Annotated in this window: 19 protein-coding genes; 9 read left to right on the forward strand and 10 right to left on the reverse strand. The window is 73.1% G+C overall.

What is annotated here, in order from left to right:
* Positions 1 to 43: 43 nt before the first annotated feature.
* A complete protein-coding gene (locus IE252_RS01850) occupies positions 44 to 727 on the forward strand; it encodes a Rossmann-fold NAD(P)-binding domain-containing protein (protein ID WP_229847839.1) in 684 nt (227 codons plus the stop codon).
* Positions 728 to 936: 209 nt separating this feature from the next.
* Entirely contained in the window at positions 937 to 2,331 is a 1,395-nt protein-coding gene (locus tag IE252_RS01855; RefSeq protein WP_190087430.1) for a glycosyltransferase family 2 protein, read from the forward strand.
* A gap of 22 nt (positions 2,332 to 2,353) precedes the next feature.
* On the opposite strand, the gene IE252_RS01860 is transcribed toward IE252_RS01855, so the two are convergent.
* Positions 2,354 to 2,971: a LamG domain-containing protein gene (locus IE252_RS01860; RefSeq protein ID WP_373298493.1), complete on the reverse strand. Its 618-nt coding sequence runs from the start codon at positions 2,969 to 2,971 to the stop codon at positions 2,354 to 2,356.
* A gap of 446 nt (positions 2,972 to 3,417) precedes the next feature.
* On the opposite strand from IE252_RS01860, the gene IE252_RS01865 reads away from it, so the two are divergent.
* Together IE252_RS01865 and IE252_RS01870 are read left to right on the forward strand one after the other, a co-directional pair.
* Positions 3,418 to 3,621, forward strand: coding sequence for a cold-shock protein (locus IE252_RS01865; protein ID WP_101391331.1), 204 nt, complete (start codon positions 3,418 to 3,420; stop codon positions 3,619 to 3,621).
* A gap of 348 nt (positions 3,622 to 3,969) precedes the next feature.
* Entirely contained in the window at positions 3,970 to 5,493 is a 1,524-nt protein-coding gene (locus tag IE252_RS01870) for a DEAD/DEAH box helicase (RefSeq protein ID WP_190087431.1), read from the forward strand.
* 48 nt (positions 5,494 to 5,541) lie between these two features.
* Here IE252_RS01870 and IE252_RS01875 read toward each other — a convergent pair whose 3' ends face one another.
* From IE252_RS01875 to IE252_RS01890, 4 genes are all read right to left on the reverse strand, one after another.
* Positions 5,542 to 5,952 carry a GntR family transcriptional regulator gene (locus tag IE252_RS01875; protein WP_190087432.1) on the reverse strand — a complete coding sequence of 137 codons (411 nt, stop codon included), beginning with the start codon at positions 5,950 to 5,952 and terminating at the stop codon, positions 5,542 to 5,544.
* 131 nt (positions 5,953 to 6,083) lie between these two features.
* Entirely contained in the window at positions 6,084 to 7,070 is a 987-nt protein-coding gene (locus tag IE252_RS01880; protein ID WP_190087433.1) for an ABC-2 membrane transporter-related protein, read from the reverse strand.
* Positions 7,067 to 8,002: an ABC transporter ATP-binding protein gene (locus IE252_RS01885; RefSeq protein WP_190087825.1), complete on the reverse strand. Its 936-nt coding sequence runs from the start codon at positions 8,000 to 8,002 to the stop codon at positions 7,067 to 7,069. The genes IE252_RS01880 and IE252_RS01885 overlap by 4 nt, the downstream gene beginning before the upstream one ends.
* A gap of 104 nt (positions 8,003 to 8,106) precedes the next feature.
* Positions 8,107 to 9,153: an NAD(P)H-dependent flavin oxidoreductase gene (locus IE252_RS01890; RefSeq protein ID WP_190087434.1), complete on the reverse strand. Its 1,047-nt coding sequence runs from the start codon at positions 9,151 to 9,153 to the stop codon at positions 8,107 to 8,109.
* Positions 9,154 to 9,382: 229 nt separating this feature from the next.
* Between IE252_RS01890 and IE252_RS01895 the strand changes: the two genes are divergently transcribed.
* The 3 genes from IE252_RS01895 (at position 9,383) to IE252_RS01905 (ending at position 12,514) form a co-directional block, all read left to right on the forward strand.
* Positions 9,383 to 10,729 carry a helix-turn-helix domain-containing protein gene (locus IE252_RS01895; RefSeq protein ID WP_190087435.1) on the forward strand — a complete coding sequence of 449 codons (1,347 nt, stop codon included), beginning with the start codon at positions 9,383 to 9,385 and terminating at the stop codon, positions 10,727 to 10,729.
* A 107-nt stretch (positions 10,730 to 10,836) separates the two neighbouring features.
* Positions 10,837 to 11,751: a hypothetical protein gene (locus tag IE252_RS01900; RefSeq protein WP_308434510.1), complete on the forward strand. Its 915-nt coding sequence runs from the start codon at positions 10,837 to 10,839 to the stop codon at positions 11,749 to 11,751.
* 100 nt (positions 11,752 to 11,851) lie between these two features.
* Positions 11,852 to 12,514 (forward strand): DUF4232 domain-containing protein, encoded by a 663-nt coding sequence (locus tag IE252_RS01905; protein WP_190087436.1) that lies wholly within the window; start codon positions 11,852 to 11,854, stop codon positions 12,512 to 12,514.
* Positions 12,515 to 12,532: 18 nt separating this feature from the next.
* Here IE252_RS01905 and IE252_RS01910 read toward each other — a convergent pair whose 3' ends face one another.
* Positions 12,533 to 13,651, reverse strand: a complete 1,119-nt coding sequence (locus IE252_RS01910) for a sulfite oxidase (protein ID WP_190087437.1) — start codon at positions 13,649 to 13,651, stop codon at positions 12,533 to 12,535.
* A 238-nt stretch (positions 13,652 to 13,889) separates the two neighbouring features.
* Between IE252_RS01910 and IE252_RS01915 the strand changes: the two genes are divergently transcribed.
* Complete coding sequence (locus IE252_RS01915; RefSeq protein WP_190087438.1) at positions 13,890 to 15,272, forward strand: FAD-binding oxidoreductase; 1,383 nt, start codon at positions 13,890 to 13,892, stop codon at positions 15,270 to 15,272.
* A 19-nt stretch (positions 15,273 to 15,291) separates the two neighbouring features.
* Here IE252_RS01915 and IE252_RS01920 read toward each other — a convergent pair whose 3' ends face one another.
* The 4 genes from IE252_RS01920 to IE252_RS01935 all read right to left on the reverse strand — a co-directional run bounded on the left by IE252_RS01920 (position 15,292) and on the right by IE252_RS01935 (position 21,014).
* The gene (locus IE252_RS01920) at positions 15,292 to 16,647 is read right to left on the reverse strand and encodes a vWA domain-containing protein (protein ID WP_190087439.1); all 1,356 of its coding nucleotides are present in this window, start codon (positions 16,645 to 16,647) and stop codon (positions 15,292 to 15,294) included.
* Positions 16,644 to 17,513 carry an AAA family ATPase gene (locus IE252_RS01925; RefSeq protein ID WP_190087440.1) on the reverse strand — a complete coding sequence of 290 codons (870 nt, stop codon included), beginning with the start codon at positions 17,511 to 17,513 and terminating at the stop codon, positions 16,644 to 16,646. The genes IE252_RS01920 and IE252_RS01925 overlap by 4 nt, the downstream gene beginning before the upstream one ends.
* A 157-nt stretch (positions 17,514 to 17,670) precedes the next feature.
* Positions 17,671 to 19,926: a SpoIIE family protein phosphatase gene (locus IE252_RS01930; protein ID WP_190087441.1), complete on the reverse strand. Its 2,256-nt coding sequence runs from the start codon at positions 19,924 to 19,926 to the stop codon at positions 17,671 to 17,673.
* 104 nt (positions 19,927 to 20,030) lie between these two features.
* Positions 20,031 to 21,014: a helix-turn-helix domain-containing protein gene (locus IE252_RS01935; protein ID WP_190087442.1), complete on the reverse strand. Its 984-nt coding sequence runs from the start codon at positions 21,012 to 21,014 to the stop codon at positions 20,031 to 20,033.
* A 71-nt stretch (positions 21,015 to 21,085) separates the two neighbouring features.
* Between IE252_RS01935 and IE252_RS01940 the strand changes: the two genes are divergently transcribed.
* On the forward strand, positions 21,086 to 21,412 hold the full coding sequence (locus IE252_RS01940; RefSeq protein ID WP_190087443.1) for a cupin domain-containing protein: 327 nt from the start codon (positions 21,086 to 21,088) through the stop codon (positions 21,410 to 21,412).
* Positions 21,413 to 21,444 lie beyond the last annotated feature (32 nt).

Below are 21,444 nucleotides of genomic sequence, written 5' to 3' on the forward strand. Positions count from 1 at the left end.
CGACCGGTGACAGGAGCAGCGGGAACAGACGGGGAGTCAGCCCATGCCCATGAAGGTGATCCTCTTCGGCGCGACCGGCATGGTCGGCCAGGGTGTGCTGCGGGAGTGCCTGCGCGACGACAGGGTCGAGAGCGTCCTCGCCGTGGGCCGCACCGCGCTCGGCGTCGCGCACCCGAAACTCAGCGAACTCGTCCACCCCGACCTGGCGGCCCTGATGAGCGAGCCCGGCACCCAGGCCCGACTCACCGGATACGACGCCTGCTTCTTCTGCCTGGGCGTCTCCTCGGCGGGCATGGACGAGGCGGCCTACCGCACCATCACCCATGATCTCACCCTCGCGGTCGCCCGCCCCCTGTCCACCTGGAACCCGGGCTCCACCTTCGTCTACGTCTCCGGCCAGGGCACCGACAGCACCGAGCGCGGCCGGATCAAGTGGGCCCGGGTCAAGGGCGAGACGGAGAACGACCTGCTGGCGCTGGACCTGGACGCGTACATGTTCCGCCCCGGCTACATCCAGCCCCTGCACGGAATCACCTCGAAGACCCGCCTCTACCGCGCCGCGTACGTGGTCACGAAGCCGCTCTACCCCGCCCTGAAGCGCCTGGCCCCGAACCACGTCACCACGACGGAACAACTGGGCCGAGCGATGATCGCGGTCGCGACGGAGGGCGCCCGGGTCCATGTGCTGGAGACGAAGGACATCAACAGCACAGCAGCCTGCCTCTGAAACACCCTCCGGTTGCAGGCACCCCCAGATTGCCCGCAACCGCGTGCGCCCCCAGCGCCGAGTCCGACAAGCCGTGCAGGTCATATGGCACTTGGGGTGTCAGGGCGAGTGCCGACGGCGCGCGGCGCCCTGGCCGCCGGTCTCGTCGTCATGGGCGCGGTCGTCATCCGCCTCGGCTTCCGCCGGGGCAAGACCCCCAGGGACATCTGATGCGCATCCCCACGGCGACCTACGCACCCCTCCCGCGCCTCGCCCTCCTCGCCGTACTGCCGTTCACGGCGTTCGTGGGGTGGGGAGTGTGGCACGCGCTGGCGGTGACGCAGGCGTTTCAGGGGCACGGGAACCGGCTCGCGCTGGCCTGGGCCGCGTCCTTCCTGCTGCTCTGGTGGGTGCCGCTGGCCTGGCGGGAGAAGCCGGTCAGTGTCACCGCGCGGCAGCAGCGGCAGCTCGACACGTTGCTCGTGACCGTGCAGATCCCCGCGTACAACGAGGACGAGGCGGCCCTGCGGCAGTGCATCCAGTCGCTGTTCGAGCAGACCCGGCTGCCCAACCGCATCCACGTGGTGGACGACGGCTCGTGCGACCGGGCCACCGGACAACCCGTCACCTACGACCAAACCCACGCCTGGTTCCTCGCCGAGGCGGACCGCCTGGGCGTCCAGGCCACCTGGACGCGCACCGCCAACCGCGGCAAGCGCCACGCCCAGATGGAAGTCCTCGCGCACGACGACGGGGACATCTTCATCACCCTCGACAGCGACTCCGTACTCGACCGCAAGGCCGTCATGGAAGGCCTCAAACCCTTCCACGACCCCAGCGTCACCTCGGTCGCGGGCATGGTCGTCGTCCTCAACAGCCGGGACAACCTGCTCACCTTCATGACGAGCATGCTCTACCTCCCCTTCACCCGAGGCCTGCGCTCCGCGCAGTCCGCGATGAAGCGGGTGATGGTCAACTCCGGCACGCTCGCCTTCTACCGCGCCGAGACCATCCGCAAGTACGCGGGCGTGTACGAGAACGAGCGCTCCCGCGGCCGGCCCATGCAGATGAACGACGACTCGCTGTTCACGCTGTACGGACTGCTCGACGGAGACACCGTCCACCAGCCCTCCGCCGTCTGCTTCACCCTCGTACCGGTCTCCGTCCGGCACTACCTCAACCAGCAGTTCCGGTGGATGCGCGGCACGTTCGTCCGCAGCTTCTGGTGGTTCAGATATCTGCCCATGACCGGCATCGCCTTCTGGATGCCCGTCATGGAGCTCATCCAGCTCGTGCTCTCCGTGGTGATCCCGGCCGCCCTCTTCACCGACCCGCACCCCCGCGACCTCGGGGCCATCGTCACCTCGACGGTGATCGTGGGGCTGGGCGTCAACTACCTCATCGCCCTGCGCTTCTACGCGATCGACCGCAGCGACGAGCCCCAATGGTTCCGGCTGGCGCTGTTCCTCACCTCGCCCCTCACCGGCCTGTGGCGCCTGCTCATCCTGCGGCCGATGTACTTCTACGCCCTGTTCACCTGCTGGAAGATCGGGAAGTGGGGCACCCGCGACAGCGTGGAGGTGGGGCTCGCCGCCCCGGCCGCCGCGCCGCTCGTCGGCACCTGACCCCGTCCGGGGCGGAGCCGCCTCACACGACGGTCCCCGTGCTGCGGTACACCCGCAGCACGGGGACCTCGAACGACATCTCCGACACCCCCGGCGCCGGGGCCGGGTGGTAGCGGCCCGCGCTGATCGAGAGGTTGACGATGAGGTGGGCGTGCCAGGTGCGGCCCACTCCTCGGTGGTCGGCGAAGACGTGGGTGCCGTTGACCCACCAGGTGACCGAGCGGGCGCCGAACCGCACCCGGAGGTCGACGAGGGCGCCGGGGGCGATCGACGGGGCGCGGTGGGAGTGGTGGGCGTCGCGGACGTGGTTGGTCAGTTCCAGGAGGTCGGGGTTGTCGGGGTGGTACTCGAACACGTCGACCTCCTGGCCGCCGTCCCGCCAGGTCCAGATCGCCGGCCAGGCCCCTTCGGCGTGCGGCAGCCGCACCCGGGCCTCCAGGACGTCGCCCGCGCGCACCACGAAGTCCTCGTCGCTGCCCTCGGTGGTCAGCAGCCCCGTGCTCCACGTGCCCTCGAGGCGGCGCCGCCCCCAGAACGTGCCGGAGCGGCTGTACGCGGCGTCCGGGACCAGGTGGTCTTGTCGTCGCCGGGGTTGACCGGGCCGCCGTCCGGATACGCCCAGGAGCGGCCCGCGACCCACTGCGCGGGGGAGGTGAAGTCGGCCGTGAGGACGGGGAGCCGCGGGGCCTCGGTGAGCACGGGCACACTCTGGCACAGGCAGGGGGCGCACCCCGGGAGCCTTCTGCGCGTCGCCCCGCCTCTCCTCCCCGTACGCCGAAAGTATGCTTTACGTAAGCAAATATCTGTTGGGGCAGGTCGGGGGCGGGTTCGGGGATTTTTTCCACGGGGGTTGGGGATTCCCGGGGGAGCGGCTGGAAAAGTCGGCATTTGCTGTACGGGACGGCCGCATCGTGCTACGGTTGATCCAGTTGCAGTTGTGGTTCCCAAAGACTTCAAGTGCCTGGACGGTCTAACCGTCGGGCACTTTTGTATTTCCGGTGCTTTTTCCGGACGGGGCAATCATCACGGCGACGCCGGGGTTCGCACAGTGTGGACCCCAGGGCAATGCCCCGAAGGAGATATGACATGGCTACTGGCACCGTGAAGTGGTTCAACTCGGAAAAGGGCTTCGGCTTCATCGAGCAGGAGGGTGGCGGCCCGGACGTCTTCGCCCACTACTCGAACATCGCCACCCAGGGCTTCCGTGAGCTTCAGGAAGGCCAGAAGGTGACCTTCGACGTCACGCAGGGCCAGAAGGGCCCGCAGGCGGAGAACATCCTCCCCGCCTGACGTCGCTGAAGCGCAGGTATGACGCAGCTGGGGCCCGCACCTTGTGTACGGGCCCCAGCTCGTTGCTGTCTCCGGGCACGCACCCCTCGTGGCGCGCGTGCCCGCCGCGCCGTGGACGGCACTCCACGCCGCGCGTGACACCGGGTACCGCCGTACGCGCCACCGCCCCGCCGGGATCATCCGCCCGGGCCGGCGCGCGCCAGGTATTCCGAGGCCCGACGACCGCCCGCAGTGACGCGGCCGGACCGGGCTCGTTCTCGTCTTTTCTTTCGGCTCGTTCTTGCGATTCCCCGGCAGTCATTTCTGCCGCGAATTCCTCGATACGTGCCATATCGAGGAAGGTTCTGCATGAACCGATCAGCTCGCACGAATGACCGCTCGTTCGGCGCCCGCAAGGGATCCGGCTCCGGCGGCGCCCGCTACCGCGCACAGGCGCAGGCCCAGGCGCAGAGCCGCTCCGGCGGCCGCACCCGGCGCCCCACCGCCCCGCAGGGCGAGTTCACCCTCCCCACCACCGTCACCCCGGCCCTGCCTCCGGCCGAGGCGTTCGCCGACCTGGACATGCCGGCCCCGCTGCTCGCGGCGCTCGACGCCGAGGGCGTGACGGTGCCGTTCCCGATCCAGGCGGCCACCCTGCCGAACTCGCTCGCGGGCCGCGATGTCCTGGGCCGGGGCCGCACCGGCTCGGGCAAGACCCTCGCCTTCGGCCTCGCGCTCCTGGCCCGTACGGCAGGCAAGCGCGCCGACTCCAAGCAGCCGCTGGCCCTGGTGCTCGTCCCCACCCGTGAGCTGGCCCAGCAGGTCACCGACGCGCTCACCCCGTACGCCAGGTCGCTGAGGCTGCGCCTGGCCACCGTCGTCGGCGGGATGTCGATCGGACGGCAGGCCGGGGCGCTGCGCTCGGGCGCCGAGGTCGTCGTGGCGACGCCCGGCCGCCTCAAGGACCTCGTCGAGCGCCGCGACTGCCGTTTGGACCGAGTGGACATCACCGTCCTGGACGAGGCCGACCAGATGGCCGACATGGGCTTCATGCCGCAGGTCACCGAGCTGCTCGACCTGGTGCGCCCCGGCGGCCAGCGGATGCTGTTCTCGGCCACCCTGGACCGCAACGTGGACCTGCTGGTGCGTCAGTACCTGACCGACCCGGTGGTCCACTCCGTCGACCCCTCGGCGGCCACGGTCACCACGATGGAACACCACCTACTGCACGTGCACGGCGCCGACAAGTACGCCACCGCCACGGAGATCGCCGCCCGCGAGGGCCGGGTGATCATGTTCCTGGACACCAAGCACGCCGTCGACCAGTTCACCAAGCACCTGATGAGCAGCGGCGTACGGGCGGCCGCGCTGCACGGCGGCAAGTCGCAGCCGCAGCGCACGCGCACCCTGGCCCAGTTCAAGGACGGGCAGGTCACCACGCTGGTGGCGACCAACGTCGCGGCCCGGGGCATCCACGTCGACGACCTCGACCTGGTCGTCAACGTCGACCCGCCCGCCGACCACAAGGACTACCTGCACCGGGGTGGCCGTACCGCTCGTGCGGGTGAGTCCGGCAGCGTCGTCACGCTGGTGACGCCGAACCAGCGCCGCGACATGACCCGGCTGATGGCGGACGCCGGCATCCGGCCGCAGATCACCCAGGTCCGCTCCGGCGAGGCCGCGCTGAGCCGTATCACCGGGGCGAAGACCCCGTCGGGCGTGCCGATCGGCAACGCTCCGGCGGCCGAGCGCCCCAAGCGCGGCGGGGCCCCGTTCCGGGGCATCGGCACCACCCCCGGGCGGCCCGGCCGCTCCGGCGGCAGCCGCCGGACCACCGAGGCCCAGCAGCTCGCCGAGGCGCGCAAGGCGGCCCGGGTGCGCCGCTCCGCGTAGGCGGGAGCGCAGACGGGTGCGCCGCTCGGCCTCGGGGCCGGGCGGCGCTCAGTGTGCGTGGGTGTGTGTCGGCGTCGCCGCCGGGAACGTCTCGCCGAGCAGGGCGTCGAAGAGCGTCGTGACGTCGTGTTCGGTCATACCCTCCGCCCGCGCCTCGCGCAGCCACTCGCCGAGCCGGGCGCGCAGCGGTGACTCCGGAGCGGTCTGCGGGGTGGCGAGCGAGCGGGTGATGAACGTCCCCGCCCCCTGGCGCACTTCGACGAGGCCGGAGCGCTCCAGCTCCCGGTAGGCCTTGAGGGTGGTGTTGGGGTTCACCTTCGTGGTGGCGGCCACCTGCGCCGCCGTCGGCAGTTTGTCGCCCTCGGCCAACGCCCCCATGCGCAGCGCCTGCTCCACCTGGTGGACGATCTGGAGGTAGGCGGGCAGGCCGCTGCGGCGGTCCACGCGGAACACGACCATCGCACCTGCCTCCTTCGCTTCGGATGTGTCGGGCGGGCGCGCCCACGGGCTTCAAGTCCCGGGGCGCAAACCCCTTCGTACAGTGGCTTACAGCCTATGCGCAGCGGTTTCGCGCGCCGCGCCGGAGCGGGCTAGAACGCCTGGCGGCGGGTCCGCCACACGGCCAGCGCCAGCAGGACCGCGCTCGCCACGACCAGCAGGGCGGCAGCCGTCCACTGGAGGGTGGCCATCTGGTCGTAACCGAAGTAGTCCCACACCGAGTTGACGATGCCCTTCCGGGCGCGGCAGGCGTCGGAGTCGGCCTCGTTGACGCAGGTGCCCCACCCGTAGAGCTTTCCGGAGGCGGTGCCGACCCACTGGTCCACCTGCACCGCGCCGTCGAGCACCGCCGGGTGTTCGCCGTTGAGGGGGAACGCAACCCGGCGGGGTGTGCCGAGGTGCGGCTTGAAGTAGTCGAAGACCACCGAGAAGGCGAACACGCCGAAGAACGTGAGCGTCATCGCGGTCACCGCACGGCGCACCAGCGCGCCGATGACGATGCCCAGGGACAGGGTGAACAGCGCCGTCGTGAGCAGGACGGGGCCCGTGTTGACGAAGATCGTCTCATCGAGCCAGTCGCGGGAGACGAACGGCCGGGCGGTGTGCCAGTACCAGGTCAGCAGCGTGCCCAGGATCGCCGTGGTCACCACGACGAGGGTCACGGCGAAGCCGAGCTTCCACAGCAGCCAGCGCGCGCGGGGCACCGACTGGGTGGTGACCAGCCGCGCCGTGCCGTTCTCCTGGTCCGCGGAGAGCAGCGGGGCGCCGAGGAAGATGCCGAAGAGCAGCGGGAGATACCCCACGTAGGAGGCGATCTCGTCGAACTGCTTCTCCAGCCGCAGGCGCAGATTGCCGTCGATCTCGTCGACACCGGTGCCGGGCCAGCCGGCGGCGTGCGCGTCGTGGAGGAGGTTGCCGCGCTGGTAGACGATCCAGGCCGAGCCGATGACGACGGCCGCGGCGCAGGCGATGAGGACGGCCCGGTGCTGGCGGGTCACCAGCCAGAGCAGTCCGCGCACCCTCCGGGGCGCGGTGCGGGTCGGCCCGTCGGTGACGGCGGGGCGGGTGAGCGTGCTCATACGGCGTACTCCTCTTGGTGGCCGGGAGCGGCGGCCGGGGAAAGCAGCGCGGGCGCCTCGGGGTTGCGGAGGTAGGCGAGCAGTACTTCTTCCATGCTGGGCTCGGCGAGCTGCCAGTCGCCGGTCAGCGGGCCCTCGGTGCGCACCATCGCGGTGAACTGCCGTCCCGCGGTGCGGGATTCGATCACCGTGTGGGTGGCCAGCCCGGCGGGCAGGCCCTGGTCGGTGGCGACCCCGGTGACCAGGGTGTGCATCGGCACCAGCTCGTCGGTCTCACCGGCCATCCGGACCCGGCCGTCGGCGAGGACGAGGAGGTAGTCGCACATGTGCTCAAGCTCGCTGAGCATGTGGGAGGACATCAGGACCGTGGTGCCGCGCTCGACGGCCTCGGACATCAGCAGCGAGCTCAGCTCGTCGCGGGCGACCGGGTCGAGATCGGCCATCGGCTCGTCCAGGAGCAGCAGCTCGGGCCGCTTGCCGAAGGCGAGCGCGAAGGCCACGCGGGTGCGCTGGCCGCCGGAGAGGCTGCCGATCCGGGCGTCCAGCGGGATCCCTCCGCCACGCACGATGCGCTCGGCCGCCGCCTGGTCCCAGCCCGGGTTGAGCTCCTGGCCCAGCCGCAGCGACTCGGCCACGGTGAACCGCTTGAACATCGGCTTGTCCTGGGCGAGGTACGCGTACCGGGGCAGCGCGGCGGGCGAGTCGGCCGGGGTGCCGAAGATCCGCAGCTCCCCGGCGCTCGGCTCGACGAGCCCGGTCGCCAGGTTCAGCAGGGTGCTCTTTCCGGCGCCGTTGGGGCCCACCAGGCCGCAGATGCGCCCGGCCGGAATCCGGAAGGTGCAGTCCCGCAGGGCCCAGCCCCGACGGTATTTCCTCCCCAGCCCACGCGCTTCCAGGGCCCACCGGGTGTCGGCCGCGCCAGGAGCGGTCATGTCGCGCACGCCTCCCCCCTTTCCATGATTCCACTAGGTGACTAGTGGAATCATGGTGTCCGTGGCGAAGACCTGTCAAACGCGCGCGGACTGGGGGGAGCGGATCACTGGGCGGCTGCCCGCGTCTCCTCCCACAAGTCACGGGTGAGGGAGGCGGCCGGTACGGCGCGGGCCAGGTGGTGGCGGCTGCCCGCCCACAGATGCAGCCGCTCCGCGTCCCCGTTCTTGGCCGCGGCCGCGCGCAGGCCCTTGGTCAGGTGGTGGACCTGCGGATACGCATCGGGGGCGGTTGCGTCGTGCGCGTCGATGAACCGGTTGCGCAGGCCCCGCGCGGGCCGTCCGGAGAAGGCGCGCGTGACCACGGTCTCGGTGAAGCGCGGGTCGACCAGCGCGTCCTGGTGCGTCCGCGAGGCCCCCGACTCATGGGTGCGCAGATATACGGTACCGAGCTGCGCGGCGACGGCACCGGCCGCCAGCACGGCCGCGATGTCCTCGCCGGTGCCGAGGCCGCCCGCCGCGATCAGGGGGATCCGCACGCGTTCGCGGACGGCCGACAGGAGGTCGGGCAGCGGCAGGTCCGACGGCTCGGCACCGGCGTCGTGGGTGGCCCGGTGGCCGCCCGCGTCCGGGCCCTGGAGGCAGAGCGCGTCCAGTCCCAGGGCCTCGGCCGCCTCGGCCTCGGCGAGCGTGGTGGCGGTGCCGATCAGCCGGCTGCCCGCCCGGTGCAGCGCCTCGACGACGGCCGCGCCGGGCAGCCCGAAGGTGAAGGACACCACCGGCACGGGCTCGCGCACCAGGACGTCGACCTTCTCGTCCCACTCGTCGTCATCCGCGTCGTCGGCGGGTACGGGCAGGGTGATGCCGTACTCGGCGGCGTCGGCCAGGAGTTCCTCGCGGTAGGCGGCCACCGCCCCGGCGCTCGACGAGGCCGGGGGACCCGGCACGAAGAGGTTGACCCCGAACGGGCCGCCCGTCAGCTCCCGGGTCCGGACGATCTGCTCCCGCAAGCCCTGCGCGGTGCGGTATCCGGCGGCCAGGAAGCCGAGTCCGCCCACTTCGCTGACGGCGGCGGCCAGTTCAGGCGTGGAGGCACCGCCCGCCATCGGCGCCTGGACGAGCGGAACGGAGAGTCGGTCGGGCTGGAACGGCATGGTCGTCCTCCAGGTGAGGGTTGGTGCGTCGTCACTCCCGATCATGCCGGGGCCCGGTGCGAGCGGGCCAAGGGCGGGTGCCGCCGGTTGCGGCTCCTCGGCCGCGCGGCTGGTCAAGGGGCGTCGGGGCGTGGCTGATTGATCCATATCGGCGGTGGCCGCGCTCGGCGTACGATCCGGCCGCCCGACGGTCACATCCGGCCGGGGCCACGAGGTCGATGGGGGAGTCATGACGAGCAACGGGAGTGACAGACCGAAACCGGACGGCGGTGGCCTGCCGGATCCGGGGGCGCTGGGGACGGTGGGGGAGTTCATCGGCGCGCTGAGGGCGCTCAAGGCGGTGGAGAGCCTTTCCCTGCGCGAGTTGCAGCGGCGCACCGGGCTGCCGCGCACCACCATCGCCCACGCGCTCAACGACGAGCGCCCGTCGCTGCCGCCGTGGGACCGGGTGCAGGCGCTGCTCCAGGCCTTCGGTGTACGAGGGGACGCGCTGGCGAGGTGGAAGGACGCGTGGACGCGCATCCGGCTCGATTCGGCCAAAAGCGCGGGTGGGGACGGTGAAGCGGAACCGGAGGCGGCGGAGCGGGCCGCCGAGCGCCCGGAAGGGGAGGTTCAGACAGCGGTGGAGACGGAGGTACCGGAAGGGGACGTTCGGCAGGCGGTCGCCGCCGTGCCCGAGGTGTCCGCCGCACCGCGCGCCGCGTTCCGTCCCCGGAGCCGTGCGCTGACGTACGGCGGCCTGCTGGGGGCCGGCGCGGTGCTCGGGGCCGTGACCGTGTTCGGTCTTGGCGGCTCGGCGGGCGGTTCGCCGGGAGGGGGCGGTCCCGAGACCTGTCCGCCCGCGACCGCGTCGCGGAGCACCGACCCCGGTCTGCCCATCTCGGCCGACCCCCGGCCGCCCGCCTCCGCCGACCCCGGCCGTTCGCCCACCGGCGATTCTCCGAAGCTTTTCGTGCGGGCACGCCCCGACTGGGTGGGCCGCCCCGCGTCCGACGCGCAGATCCTCTCCGACACGGACGTCGATCTTCCGGTGACGTCCCCGGTGACCGGCGGGGACGCGCTGATCGTCAGCGTCATGCTGACCAGCACCTGCCCCGGCCCCGTCGCGGTGACCGACACCCAGGGGGACCGGTTCGTCGTCGCGGGCGACGTCACCGACTCCCGCAGGCACCGCACCCTGCTCCTGGCGGCCTTCCACGTGCACGCGCTCACCACCGCCGACTCGATCCGGGTGGTGTATCCGTGGGCCAGTAAGTACCACGTCGCGGTCGACGAGTTCCGGGGCATCAACACGGTCGCCGCGTGGGCGCGCGCCCACGGTGAGGCCGGCGGCACCGCCTTCACCACCAGCCACAGCAAGCTGGAGTGCACGGGCGGTGACCTGGTGGTGGCCGCCGTGGGCACCAACAGCGGTACCGCGCCCACCTATTCGGCCGAGTGGAACGCCCTGCCCGCGCTCCGGCTGTCGTCCTACCGGCTGTCCGGCGCCTACCGCATCGCATCGGACGACGCGTCGTGCGCGGCGACCGGGACCACGACGGCCCAGTGGGGCGCGGTCGTGGCGGCCTTCCGCTGACGCGCCCGCCCTGGCGGATTCGCGCCCTTCCCCGCCGCCCGCGCGGCACGTTACGTATGGCTTCGTACGCACCGGCGGCGCGCACGGGGCGGGGAGGGGCGGCGGCCATGACCGAGGCACTGCCGAGGGGCCAAGTGCCCGCGCCGGACGACGTGTTGCGTCCGTCCCGCACCGGCGCCCACGGGATGACGCGCTTCGACGACGCCTACGACCAGCCCGACCCGCGCGCCTACTTCCGTGCGCTGCGCCCCTGGGGGTACCGGACACCCCACCACGCCCAGAGCGTGTTCCGGCGCCTGCTCGCCGCACGTACGGCCGCCGGGCGCGAGCAGGGCCCGGCGACCGTGCTCGACCTCTGCTGCTCGTACGGCGTCAACGCCGCTCTCCTCCAGCACGACCTGACGCTGGAGGAGTTGTACGAGCACTACGCCTCGGCGGGCGCCGCCGCGCTCACCACCACCGAGCTCGAAGCGCGCGACCGCTCGTTCTACGCGGCCCGCCGCCGCCCCGACGCGGTGCGCGTCATCGGGCTCGACATGGCCGCGCACGCCATCGCCTACGCGCGGTCGGTGGGTCTGCTCGACGAGGGTTTCGCCGAGAACCTGGAGGCGGCGCCGCCGAGCCGGGCGCTGGTCCGGGCCGTACGGCACACGCGGCTGATCACCGTCACCGGCGGAGCCAGCTTCCTGTCCGCCCGCACCTTCGCCCCGCTCCTCGCGAGCATCGAGGTGCCCGTGTGGGTGGCGGCGTTCGTCCTGCGCACCGGCTCCTACCGGGCCATCGCCCGCAGCCTCGCCGCCTACGGCCTCGTCACCGAGAAGCTGATCGCGCCCACCTTCCCGCAGCGCCGCTTCACCGATGAACGGGAGCGGCGCTACGCCGTCGACGCGGTGACCGCGGCCGGTGAGGACCCCCGGGGCAAGGAGAGCGAGGGCGCTTTCCACACCGCGCTGTATCTGTCGCGTCCCGCTGCCGAGGTCGCGGATGTGCCGCTTTCGGCGCTCTTGGGCGGGGGTTTGTAACCGTCGTGCCACACGGGTGCGTACGTGTGAACCAATGCGGCCGCCGCGGTGTGTTGTACGGCGAGTGCCGGGGTGTGCCGGCCATATCCTCGGGGGAGTCATGGACTACTCGAACGTGCGACGTGCGATGACGGTTGCGGCGACGGCCGTGGTGGCCGGTGTGCTGGTGGTCGGCTGTGAGCCGGGCGGCGGCAAGGGACCCGACACGGGGGCCGCGTCCCCGGTCATCCCGACCGCCAAGGCCACGCCGCACACCGCCGAACCCACCACGAAGGCCCCCACGGCCCCGGTCGGGACCGCCAAGCCCAAGCACGCGGCCCCCAAGTGCGGGATCAGCGACCTGAAGGTCACCCCGGCCCACCAGCCGGCCAAGCACCCGGAGGGCACGGGCACGGGTGCGGCGGTCGTCGGCTTCGCCAACACCTCCGCGCACCCCTGCACGGTGAAGGGGTTCGTCACGGTCGCCGGCGCGGGCAACGGCTCCCCGGACCACAACGTCCCCCTCACCGCCACCCACATCGGCACCGCCTCCACGGTCACGCTCGCCCCGGGCGCACACGCCTGGACGAAGCTCACCTTCGTCCAGGTCCAGGGCGAGGCCGACGGGTACTGCGTGTCCGGCTCCACGCCGCACTCGTACCCGACCCTCGTCCTCGGGGTGCCGGGCGCCGGGCACCACCAGACCGCCATGGACGACGGGGTGTTCGCCGAGTGCGAGAACACCGTGAAGGTCACCGCGCTCTCCGCCACCAAGCCCTCCTGAGCGCACACACCGTCCGGCTCAGCCGTCCGGCGGGCAGTACACACTGACCCGCTGGACCAGGTTGTTGGCGAAGCCGCCCCGGTTCCAGGGCTGGGTGAGCGGCTGGGTGGCGCCGCTCGCGTCGGTGGCGCGGCCGCTCAGGACGTGGCTGCCGGGGGTGGCGGTCCAGGGTGCCCGCCAGTGGCGCCAGGCCCAGTCGTGGCCGTGCGCCGGGGCGAGTTCGGCGTCGTACCAACCACGCCCGTCGTCCGTGCTCACCTCGACCCGGGTGATCGGCGCCCGCCCCGACCAGGCCCGGCCCTCCAACACGCAGGGGCCGGGGCGTACGACACGCGTGCGGGACATGAAGTCCGGGAAGCCCGGCGGGATGATCAGGGCGCGCGGGGCGATCCGGGTCACCGGCTCGCCGGGATCACCGGCGGACTGCCGGAGGCGGTAGGCCACTTGTTGCTGGAAGCCGGTGAACGGGGTCGCCGTGAGCGTGATGTCACGTAGCCACTTCACCTGGGCCATGCCGTACCACCCCGGGACCACGAGCCGCAGCGGGTGGCCGTGCTGCGGCGGGAGCGGGGCGCCGTTCATCTCGTACGCCACCAGCACCTCGGGATCCGGACCGAGCGCGTCCGCCAGCGGCAGACTGCGCTGGTAGTCCTGTTCCACACCGCGCTCGACGCCGTGGTCCGCGCCGGTGAACACCGCCTCGACGGCGCCCGGCTCCACCCCCGCCTCGGTGAGCAGGGCGCACAGCGGCACTCCGGTCCACTCGGCGGTCCCCACCCCCTCGACCAGCCAGGGCTGGCTGACCGGGCGCGGGGAGAGCCGGGCCCGGCCGTTGCCCGCGCACTCCATCGTCACCCGGTGGGTGACCGCCGGGAAGGCGCGCAGGGCCGCCAGGTCGAAGGTGAGCGCGGTGCGCACCCGGCCGCCTACGGTGAGCTGCCAGTGGTCCGCTTCGGCGTACGGGATGTCGTAGTGGACCAGGACGTAGTGCAGCCCGGGCGGGGTGACGTCGTAGCGCAGGGCCTCGAGCGGCAGCCCGTGGTTGCGGGCCGCCAGGGCGAGTTCCTCGGGGCTGACGCCCTCCGCCGGGTCGGCGAGGCGCCCCGGCGTACTGATGTCACCGAAAGGGCCGTCCATGCCCCCATCGTGCGCCCGCGAACGGGCCCGGTCATCTCCGGAGCCGGGCCGCGCCGGCCGGGGTTTGCGAGTCTTCGCCCGCGGCGAGACGCTTGAGGTGTCAGCCCTGTGGCGCCCGTGCCGGCCGAGACCGGTGGGACGCCGGGGCACCGGCGCGCGCAGCAACCCACCGGCGGCCCAGCAGGGGAAGGGCCGGGCGGGATCACGGACCGTACCGTGCCGCTGCTAGGAGATCGCCATGGACGGCACCACGCTGGAGGCGATGCGGACCGTACTGCGCGGCCCGGTCATCGGCCCGCAGGACCAGGAGTACACCGAAGCCCGCACGATCTACAACGCGATGATCGACCGGCGGCCCGCCGCGGTCGTCCGGTGCGCGGACGCGGGCGACGTCATCGACGCGGTCGACTTCGTCCGCGACCACGGCCTCGAACTCGCCGTGCGCGGTGGCGGCCACAGCGGCGCGGGCCTGTGCCTGGTGGACGACGGCGTCACCCTCGACCTGTCGCCCATGCGCTGGGTGCGCGTCGATCCCTCGGCGGAGATCGCCCAGGTCGGCGGCGGGTCCCTGCTCGGCGACCTGGACCACGCGGCGCACGCGTTCGGCCTGGCCACCCCGGCCGGCATCATGTCGACGACCGGCGTCGGCGGGCTGACCCTGGGCGGCGGCCACGGCCATCTGACCCGCAAGTACGGCCTGACCATCGACAACCTGCTGGCCGCCGACGTGGTGCTGGCGGACGGCAGCTTCGTCACCACCAACGAGCGCAACCACCCGGACCTGTTCTGGGCGCTGCGCGGCGGCGGCGGGAACTTCGGCGTCGTCACCGCCTTCACCTTCTCGTTGCACCCGGTGCACACCGTGGTGCTCGGCGTCACCGTCTGGACGCTGGACCGCATCGGCGACGTACTGCGCTGGTACCGCGAGTTCCTGCCGCAGGCACCCGAGGACCTCAACGGGTTCTTCGCGGTGCTCGTCGTCCCGCCGGGGCCGCCGTTCCCGGAGGAGATCCACGGGCAGAAGATGTGCGGCGTGGTGTGGTGCTGGACCGGCGACCCGGACCAGGCCGACAAGGTCTTCGAACCGGTCGGCGAACCCGGCCCGCCCGCCTTCCACTTCACGGCGCCCATGCCGTACCCGATGGTGCAGAGCATGTTCGACGAGCTGATCCCCAAGGGCCTGCAGTGGTACTGGCGCGGTGACTTCTTCGACCGGATCACCGACGGGTCCATCGACGTCCACGCCAAGTACGCCGAGGGCATCCCCACCGGCCTGTCGACCATGCACCTGTACCCGGTCGACGGCGCCGCCCACCGGATCAAGCCGGGCGACACGGCCTGGGGCTACCGGGACGCCGTCTGGTCCGGCGTCATCGGCGGCATCGATCCCGACCCGGCCAACGCCGAGACCATCAGGCAGTGGTGCGTGGACTACTGGGAGGAGCTGCACCCGCACTCGATGGGCGGCAGTTACGTGAACTTCATCGGGGCCGGCGAGGGCCAGGAGCGGGTCCGGGCCACCTACCGCGACCAGTACGACCGCCTGGCCGCGGTCAAGCGCGCGTACGACCCGCACAACCTCTTCCACGCCAACCAGAACATCGAACCCGCCCGCGGTTAGGGCCTGTCCGGCGGCCCCGTCACACCGGCAGCAGCCGGGCGACCAGGCCGCCGAGCTGGTGCGCGTTGCGGCACACGTGCATCTCGACCAGCTCGGCGTAGGCGAGCGCGGCCGAGTCCCCGGTGCCCCACTGGGACGCCGGTTCGGGGTTGAGCCAGTAGACCCGGCGGGCGCGCTCCGCGATGCGGCGCAGCGCGGGCAGGTTCGGGTCGGCCATGTTGGTACGGGCGTCGCCCAGGACGAAGACGGCGGTGCGCGGGCCGACCGCGTCGAGGTGGCGCTCGGCGAACTCCCCGAGCGAGGTGCCGTAGTCGCTGCTGCCGTGCCAGCCGGTCACCGCCGCCTCACCGGCGATGCGGTCGCCGAGGCCCGCCGGGTCCGCCGCGCCCTTGCGCAGCAGACCGGTGACCTCGTCCACACGGTTGACGAACGCGTACACCCGCACCTTGCTGAACTGGTCGTGCAGCGCCTGGACGAGCAGCATCGTGAAGTTCGCGAACCCCGCCACCGAGCCGGACACGTCGCAGAGCAGCACCAGCTCGGGACGGGCCGGACGGCGGCGGCGCAGCACCGGGCGCATCGGGACGCCGCCGGTCGACAGGGAGCCGCGCAGGGTGCGGCGCAGATCGATGCGCCCCCGGGCCGCGCGGCGGCGGCGCGCCGCCAGGCGGGTGGCCAGTTTGCGCGCCAGTGGATGCACCGACCCGCGCAGCTCGTCGAGTTGGGCGCGGCCCGCCACCAGGAAGTCGACCCGGTCGGCAGTGGGCCGCAGGGCCCGGCGCGCGATCTCGTCCGCGCCGCGCCGCTCGGCCACCCGGCGGCGCGCCTCGGTGCCCACCCGCTGCCGGAACCCCTCGATGCGGCGGCGGATCTCGTCGTCGGTGAGCCGGTCGGTGAAGTCGGCGGCCTGAGAGCCCTGGGCTCCCTGGGCGAGCGTGGCCCGTACCCGCGCCAGCAGCGTCTGGGGCCGCAGCCGGTCCAGGGTCTGGTGCGCGGAGAAGCCGTCCGAGCCCGGCGAGGCGCCGTAGCCGCCGAGGCTGTCCACCGCCTCGGCCGCCAACTGGCCGAGGGCCGCCTGGTCGTTGGCGGCGAGCGCCGCGGCCAGCCGCTCGCGCAGCTCGGCCGTGTCGCCGGACGCTGCCGGCGCGCCGACGCGCAGCGGGAAGTACAGGTCGAAGACCGGATCGAAGACCGCCCGCTGCCCTTCGTGGTGCAGCAGCGCCGCCGCCAGCCCCTCCCGCACCCGCTCGCGGTCGCCGAGGCCGAGCACCTCCAAGGCGGCCGCGGCGTCGACGGTCTCGCCCGGGCCGATCCGCAGCCCGTGCGTCCGCAGCGTCCGCACCAGCTCGATGACCCGGTCGGGGAGCGCGGTCACACGGCGTCCAGGTCGAGTTTGGCGGCGGCCTTCAGCATGTCGTCCTGATGCTTGAGCAGGACGCCGAGGCTGTCGCGCACCACGTTCTCGTCGAGGGTGTCGGCGCCGAGCGCGAGCAGCGTACGGGCCCAGTCGACCGTCTCCGACACCGACGGCACCTTGCGCAGGTCCATCGCCCGCAGCGCCCCGACCGCCCGCACCACGGACGCGGCCAGCGCCTCGTCGAGCCCGGGCACCTTCATCCGGACGATCCGGCGCTCCAACTCCTCCTCGGGGAAGCCGATGTGGAGGAAGAGGCAGCGGCGGCGCAGGGCCTCGGAGAGCTCGCGGCTCGCGTTGGAGGTGAGCACCACGAACGGGCGGCGGGTCGCCGTGATGGTGCCCAGCTCCGGGACGGTGACCTGGAAGTCGCTGAGGACCTCCAGGAGCAGCCCCTCGACCTCCACGTCCGCCTTGTCCATCTCGTCGATGAGCAGGACCTTGGGGTCGCTGCCTCGGATGGCCGTGAGCAGCGGCCGGGAGAGCAGGAACTCCTCGCCGAAGATGTCCGTGCGGGTCTCGTCCCACGACTCGTCGCGGCCCGCCGTGATCCGCAGCAGCTGCTTGGCGTGGTTCCACTCGTACAGCGCGCGGGATTCGTCGACGCCCTCGTAGCACTGGAGTCGGATGAGCTCGGCGCCCGCGACCTGGGCGACCGCCTTGGCCAGCTCCGTCTTGCCGACGCCCGCCGGGCCCTCGACGAGCAGCGGCTTGCCGAGCCGGTCGGCGAGGAAGACGGTGGTGGCGACCGCCTGCGAGGCCAGATAGCCGGTCTCGGCGAGGCGCGCGGAGACGTCGTCCACGGACGTGAAGTACCCGGTCGTCATGGGGCGTTCTCCTGGTCTCGCGCGTCTCCCGCCCTGGCGGAACAGCCGCGCGGCGCGCTCGTACGTGATGTCGTACGTACTTGATCAGCTCCCGGGCCGGTCCACAACGGGCGGGCACGGTTTGCGGCGAAGGTCACGGTCGCCGGGGGAGGGCGCGTCAGCGGGTGGCGCGGCGGGTGGTCAGCAGGAGCGCGATGTCGTCCGGGCGGTCGGTGGCCTGGCGGGCCTCCTCGATGAGCAGGTCCGCGGTGCCGCCCAGGGACGGGCCGGTGCGGCGGGTGGGGGTGGCGGCCCGGGCCAGGGCCGCGCGGAGCCGCTCGATGCCCTCGTCGATGTCGGTGCCCGGCCGCTCGACCAGCCCGTCGGTGTACAGGGCGAGCACCGCGCCCGGCTCCAGGTGCAGGTCCACCACCGGGTACACGGCGTCCGGGGCCACCCCCAGCACCACGCCGCCGGGCAGGTCCAGGACCTCGGTGCGGCCGTCGGGGCGGCGCAGCAGCGGCTGCGGGTGTCCGGCGCGGGCGGCCCGGGCGGCGCCGGTGAGCGGGTCGAGCCGGATGTAGCAGCAGCTGGCGAACTGGCCTGGGTCGAGGTCGATGAGCAGCCGGTTGGTGCCGCTCATGACCTCCTCGGGCGGATGCCCACCGAGCGCGAAGGCCCGTACCGCGCTGCGCAGTTGGCCCATGGTGGCGGCGGCCTGCACGCCGTGCCCCTGCACGTCGCCGATGACCAGGGCGAGCCCGTCCCCGGCCTCGACGACGTCGTACCAGTCGCCGCCCACGTCCATGCCCTGGGTGCCGGGCAGATACCGTCCCGCCGTCTCCACCTGGGGGTGGACGGGGAGGCGGTGGGGGAGCAGGGCCGCCTGGAGGCCGCGGGCGAGGGCGGCCTCCGTGTCGTAGCGCTGGGCCCGCTCCAGGGCCTGGGCGACCAGGCCGGCGAGCGCGGTGAGGACCGTGCGCTCCTGCGGGCTGAAGCCGCGCGGCCGGTCGAAGCCGAGGATGCAGGAGCCGACCGGCCGTCCGGAGGCGATCAGCGGCAGGAAGGCGCGGGCGCCCTGCTCGGCGTCGAGGGCGATGCCGGGGTAGGCCGCCGCGAGCTGCTGCATCGACTCGAAGAAAAGCGGGCGGCCGCTGGTCAGCGTCTCGACGCCGGGCAGCCGTACGTCGAGCGCGACCCCGTCGAACGGGTCCAGGAAGCCCTTGGGGAAGCCGCTCTCCCAGGCGAGGTAGAGGTGGCGGTCCTGGAGCAGGTAGATGGCCAGGCGGCGGCCGCCGAACGCCGGGAGCAGCTCCTGCATCACCACGGCGGAGACCTGGCGGGCGGTGACCGCCTCGCTCAGGGCCAGGGCGAGGATGACCGGCGGGTAGAGGGAGTCCGTTCCGTTCGTGGGCGCGGCGGCCGAGGCCGGGACGTCCGCGAGCGCCGCCGGGGCCGTCAGGGGCCCGAACGGCGGGTCGCTGACGGCCCCGGCGGCGCCGGGGTGGGAGGCGGCAGTGGTGGCCTCCGCCTCCCGGCCCACCGGGACCGCCGTGAACGTCAGACCGTCGGGGCCGGGGTACGCGGACAGCGAGAGCCGGTCGCCGTACCGCTCCCCGGCCCCCGGCCCCGCACCGGGGGCCGGCGGGCGTCTGACCTGGAAGTGCACCGGGTCCCTGGACAGCAGGGCGCCGCGCAGCTGGTCCTCGTACGCGGGCTGCTCCAGCCACGGCACCGCGTGCCACAGGGACTGCCCCAGAAGTTCGGCGCGCGGCCGGCCGAGGAGCAGGGCGGCACGCGGGTTGACGTAGCTGAACCGCCCGAGGCGGTCCAGTGTGAACACTCCCTCGGGGAGCAGATCGGCCGCGCCGCCGCCTGTCTGCTCCGGTGCGCAGACGTCGTCCGGGGGCGGTACGGAGAGCGGCTCGCCGTCCCAGACGACGGCGGGGCCGTCCGCCTCCAGTTCGAGGAGGGCGGCGCCCAGGGCCTGTGCCGCCTCGGTGAGGCGGTCGCGGTCCAGGGGTGCCGAGGAGGCGTCCGCCGTCGCCGGGCGCACCACGCTGAGGACCCCGTACGCCGTGGACGCCCCCACCACCGGCACGTACACCGAGCCGAACCGGAACGGCAGCCCGGCCGCGAGCTGCGGGTAGCGGCGCATGGTCTCGATGGGGTCGGCGAGCTGGATCTCGACGCCGAGCCGGTGGGCGTCGGCCACCGGGAAAGGCCGGTCGACGTGCATGCGCCACCAGGGCCGGAACAGCGGTCCGGGCAGTCCGGACAGCACGGCGAGCCGCAGCAGCCCGGGGGTGCTGGAGCGCAGGTACACGCCCCCCACGTGGCCGCCGACGGCGCGCATGGCCTCCGCCACGGCCCCGGTGAGCAGTGCGGTCAGTCTTTCCGGCGCCCAGTGCTGGCTCTCGGCGCTCTCGGTCATCGGTCTGCCCTCGTCCGCGACGCCGCGCGGTAGGTGATACAGCAAGAATGCGCCCCGGGGCCGGGCGCGCGCACCTCGTGGGCGGCGCCCGGGTGGCCCAGGGCTCAGGGTGCCGTGCGGGCCGGGGATCGGCGCGGCGGCTCGCCGAACGTACGGCGGTAGGCGCCCGGTGTCGTGCCGAGCGCGGTGCGGAAGCGGCGGCGGAGGTTGACGGCGGAGGCGAGGCCGACGCGCGCGGCGACCGCCTCGACCGGCAGGTCCGTCTCCTCAAGAAGGACCCGCGCCGCGTCCACGCGGCGCCGCAGCAGCCACTGGCCGGGGCTGACGCCGAGCTGGTCGGTGAAGCGCCGGGCGAGGGTGCGGCCGGAGACGCCCGCGTGGGCGGCGAGCCGGTCGAGGGTGAGCGGGGTGTGCAGGTGCGCGGAGGCCCAGTCGAGCAGCGGCGCCAGTGACTCGTCGGCGGCCCGGGCGGGCACGGGCAGGGCGGCGTACTGGAGTTGGCTGCCCTCGCGGTGCGGCGGCAGGACCATGTCGCGGGCGATCCGGGCGGCGTGGGCCGCGCCGTGGTCGCGGCGCACGAGGTGCAGGCACAGGTCGATCCCGGCGCCGCCGCCGGCGCTGGTGGCCACGTCGCCGTGGTCGACGTACAGGACGTCCGGGTCCACCTCGGCCTCGGGGTACTCGGCGGCGAGCCGGTCGGTGTGCCGCCAGTGGGTGGTGGCGCGGCGGCCGTCCAGCAGCCCGGCGCGGGCCAGGACGAAGGCGCCCGTGCAGATGGACACGATCCGGGCGCCGCGCCGGTGGGCGCCTCGCAGCGCGTCCAGGACGGCCGTCGGCACGGCCCCGTCGACCGGCTGCCAGCCGGGCACGACCACGGTGTCCGCCCTCTCCAGGGCGTCGAGCCCGGCCTCGACGAACATCGGGCAGCCGACGGTGGCCGGTATTGGCCCGGGCCGCTCGGCGCACACCTCGAAGGTGTAGGCGTCGGGGAGGTCCGGGCGCAGGGTCCCGAAGACCTCGGCGGCGCAGGAGAGTTCGAAGGGCGACTGCGGCCGGTTGACCAGCGCCACGACACGATGACGGTCCATGGCAGGAATGTACCCAGGGATGTCTTTCAGGACTCTCGGGGGATGGATCGCGTGTGATCCACAGTGGGTCCATGAGCGAGATCACTGGAACAGGACCGCTGAAGACCGTCGTGCACGTCGAGGAGTTGGAGCCGGTCGAGGTCGCCCCCGGCATCGTGCGCCGCAGGGTGGGGGCCACCGGGCACGCGCGCGGCTGGCTGATCGACTTCGCGCCGGGCAGCGAGTGGCCCGAGGTCGACGTGCACACCACCGAGGAGCGCTACTACGTGCTCAGCGGGGAGGTGATCGAGGGGGAGGAGCGCCACGGGGCCGGTACGTATGTGGTGTTCGCGCCCGGCAGCCGCCACCGGCCGCGCAGCGAGAGCGGCGCGCGGATACTCGGCATCACGGTGCTCTGACACCCCCCGGACATACGAGTGGGCCGGAAGGC

This window comes from Streptomyces melanogenes (assembly GCF_014649795.1).
GTDB classification, from domain to species: Bacteria; Actinomycetota; Actinomycetes; order Streptomycetales; family Streptomycetaceae; genus Streptomyces; species Streptomyces noboritoensis.

Bases quoted from the DNA above. Each gene is read 5' to 3' on its own strand.
- IE252_RS01850 (WP_229847839.1), top strand. From the start codon at position 44: ATGCCCATGAAGGTGATCCTCTTCGGCGCGACCGGCATGGTCGGCCAG.
- IE252_RS01855 (WP_190087430.1), top strand. From the start codon at position 937: ATGCGCATCCCCACGGCGACCTACGCACCCCTCCCGCGCCTCGCCCTC.
- IE252_RS01865 (WP_101391331.1), top strand. From the start codon at position 3,418: ATGGCTACTGGCACCGTGAAGTGGTTCAACTCGGAAAAGGGCTTCGGC.
- IE252_RS01870 (WP_190087431.1), top strand. From the start codon at position 3,970: ATGAACCGATCAGCTCGCACGAATGACCGCTCGTTCGGCGCCCGCAAG.
- IE252_RS01875 (WP_190087432.1), bottom strand. From the start codon at position 5,952: ATGGTCGTGTTCCGCGTGGACCGCCGCAGCGGCCTGCCCGCCTACCTC.
- IE252_RS01880 (WP_190087433.1), bottom strand. From the start codon at position 7,070: ATGAGCACGCTCACCCGCCCCGCCGTCACCGACGGGCCGACCCGCACC.
- IE252_RS01885 (WP_190087825.1), bottom strand. From the start codon at position 8,002: ATGACCGCTCCTGGCGCGGCCGACACCCGGTGGGCCCTGGAAGCGCGT.
- IE252_RS01890 (WP_190087434.1), bottom strand. From the start codon at position 9,153: ATGCCGTTCCAGCCCGACCGACTCTCCGTTCCGCTCGTCCAGGCGCCG.
- IE252_RS01895 (WP_190087435.1), top strand. From the start codon at position 9,383: ATGACGAGCAACGGGAGTGACAGACCGAAACCGGACGGCGGTGGCCTG.
- IE252_RS01900 (WP_308434510.1), top strand. From the start codon at position 10,837: ATGACCGAGGCACTGCCGAGGGGCCAAGTGCCCGCGCCGGACGACGTG.
- IE252_RS01905 (WP_190087436.1), top strand. From the start codon at position 11,852: ATGGACTACTCGAACGTGCGACGTGCGATGACGGTTGCGGCGACGGCC.
- IE252_RS01910 (WP_190087437.1), bottom strand. From the start codon at position 13,651: ATGGACGGCCCTTTCGGTGACATCAGTACGCCGGGGCGCCTCGCCGAC.
- IE252_RS01915 (WP_190087438.1), top strand. From the start codon at position 13,890: ATGGACGGCACCACGCTGGAGGCGATGCGGACCGTACTGCGCGGCCCG.
- IE252_RS01925 (WP_190087440.1), bottom strand. From the start codon at position 17,513: ATGACGACCGGGTACTTCACGTCCGTGGACGACGTCTCCGCGCGCCTC.
- IE252_RS01930 (WP_190087441.1), bottom strand. From the start codon at position 19,926: ATGACCGAGAGCGCCGAGAGCCAGCACTGGGCGCCGGAAAGACTGACC.
- IE252_RS01935 (WP_190087442.1), bottom strand. From the start codon at position 21,014: ATGGACCGTCATCGTGTCGTGGCGCTGGTCAACCGGCCGCAGTCGCCC.
- IE252_RS01940 (WP_190087443.1), top strand. From the start codon at position 21,086: ATGAGCGAGATCACTGGAACAGGACCGCTGAAGACCGTCGTGCACGTC.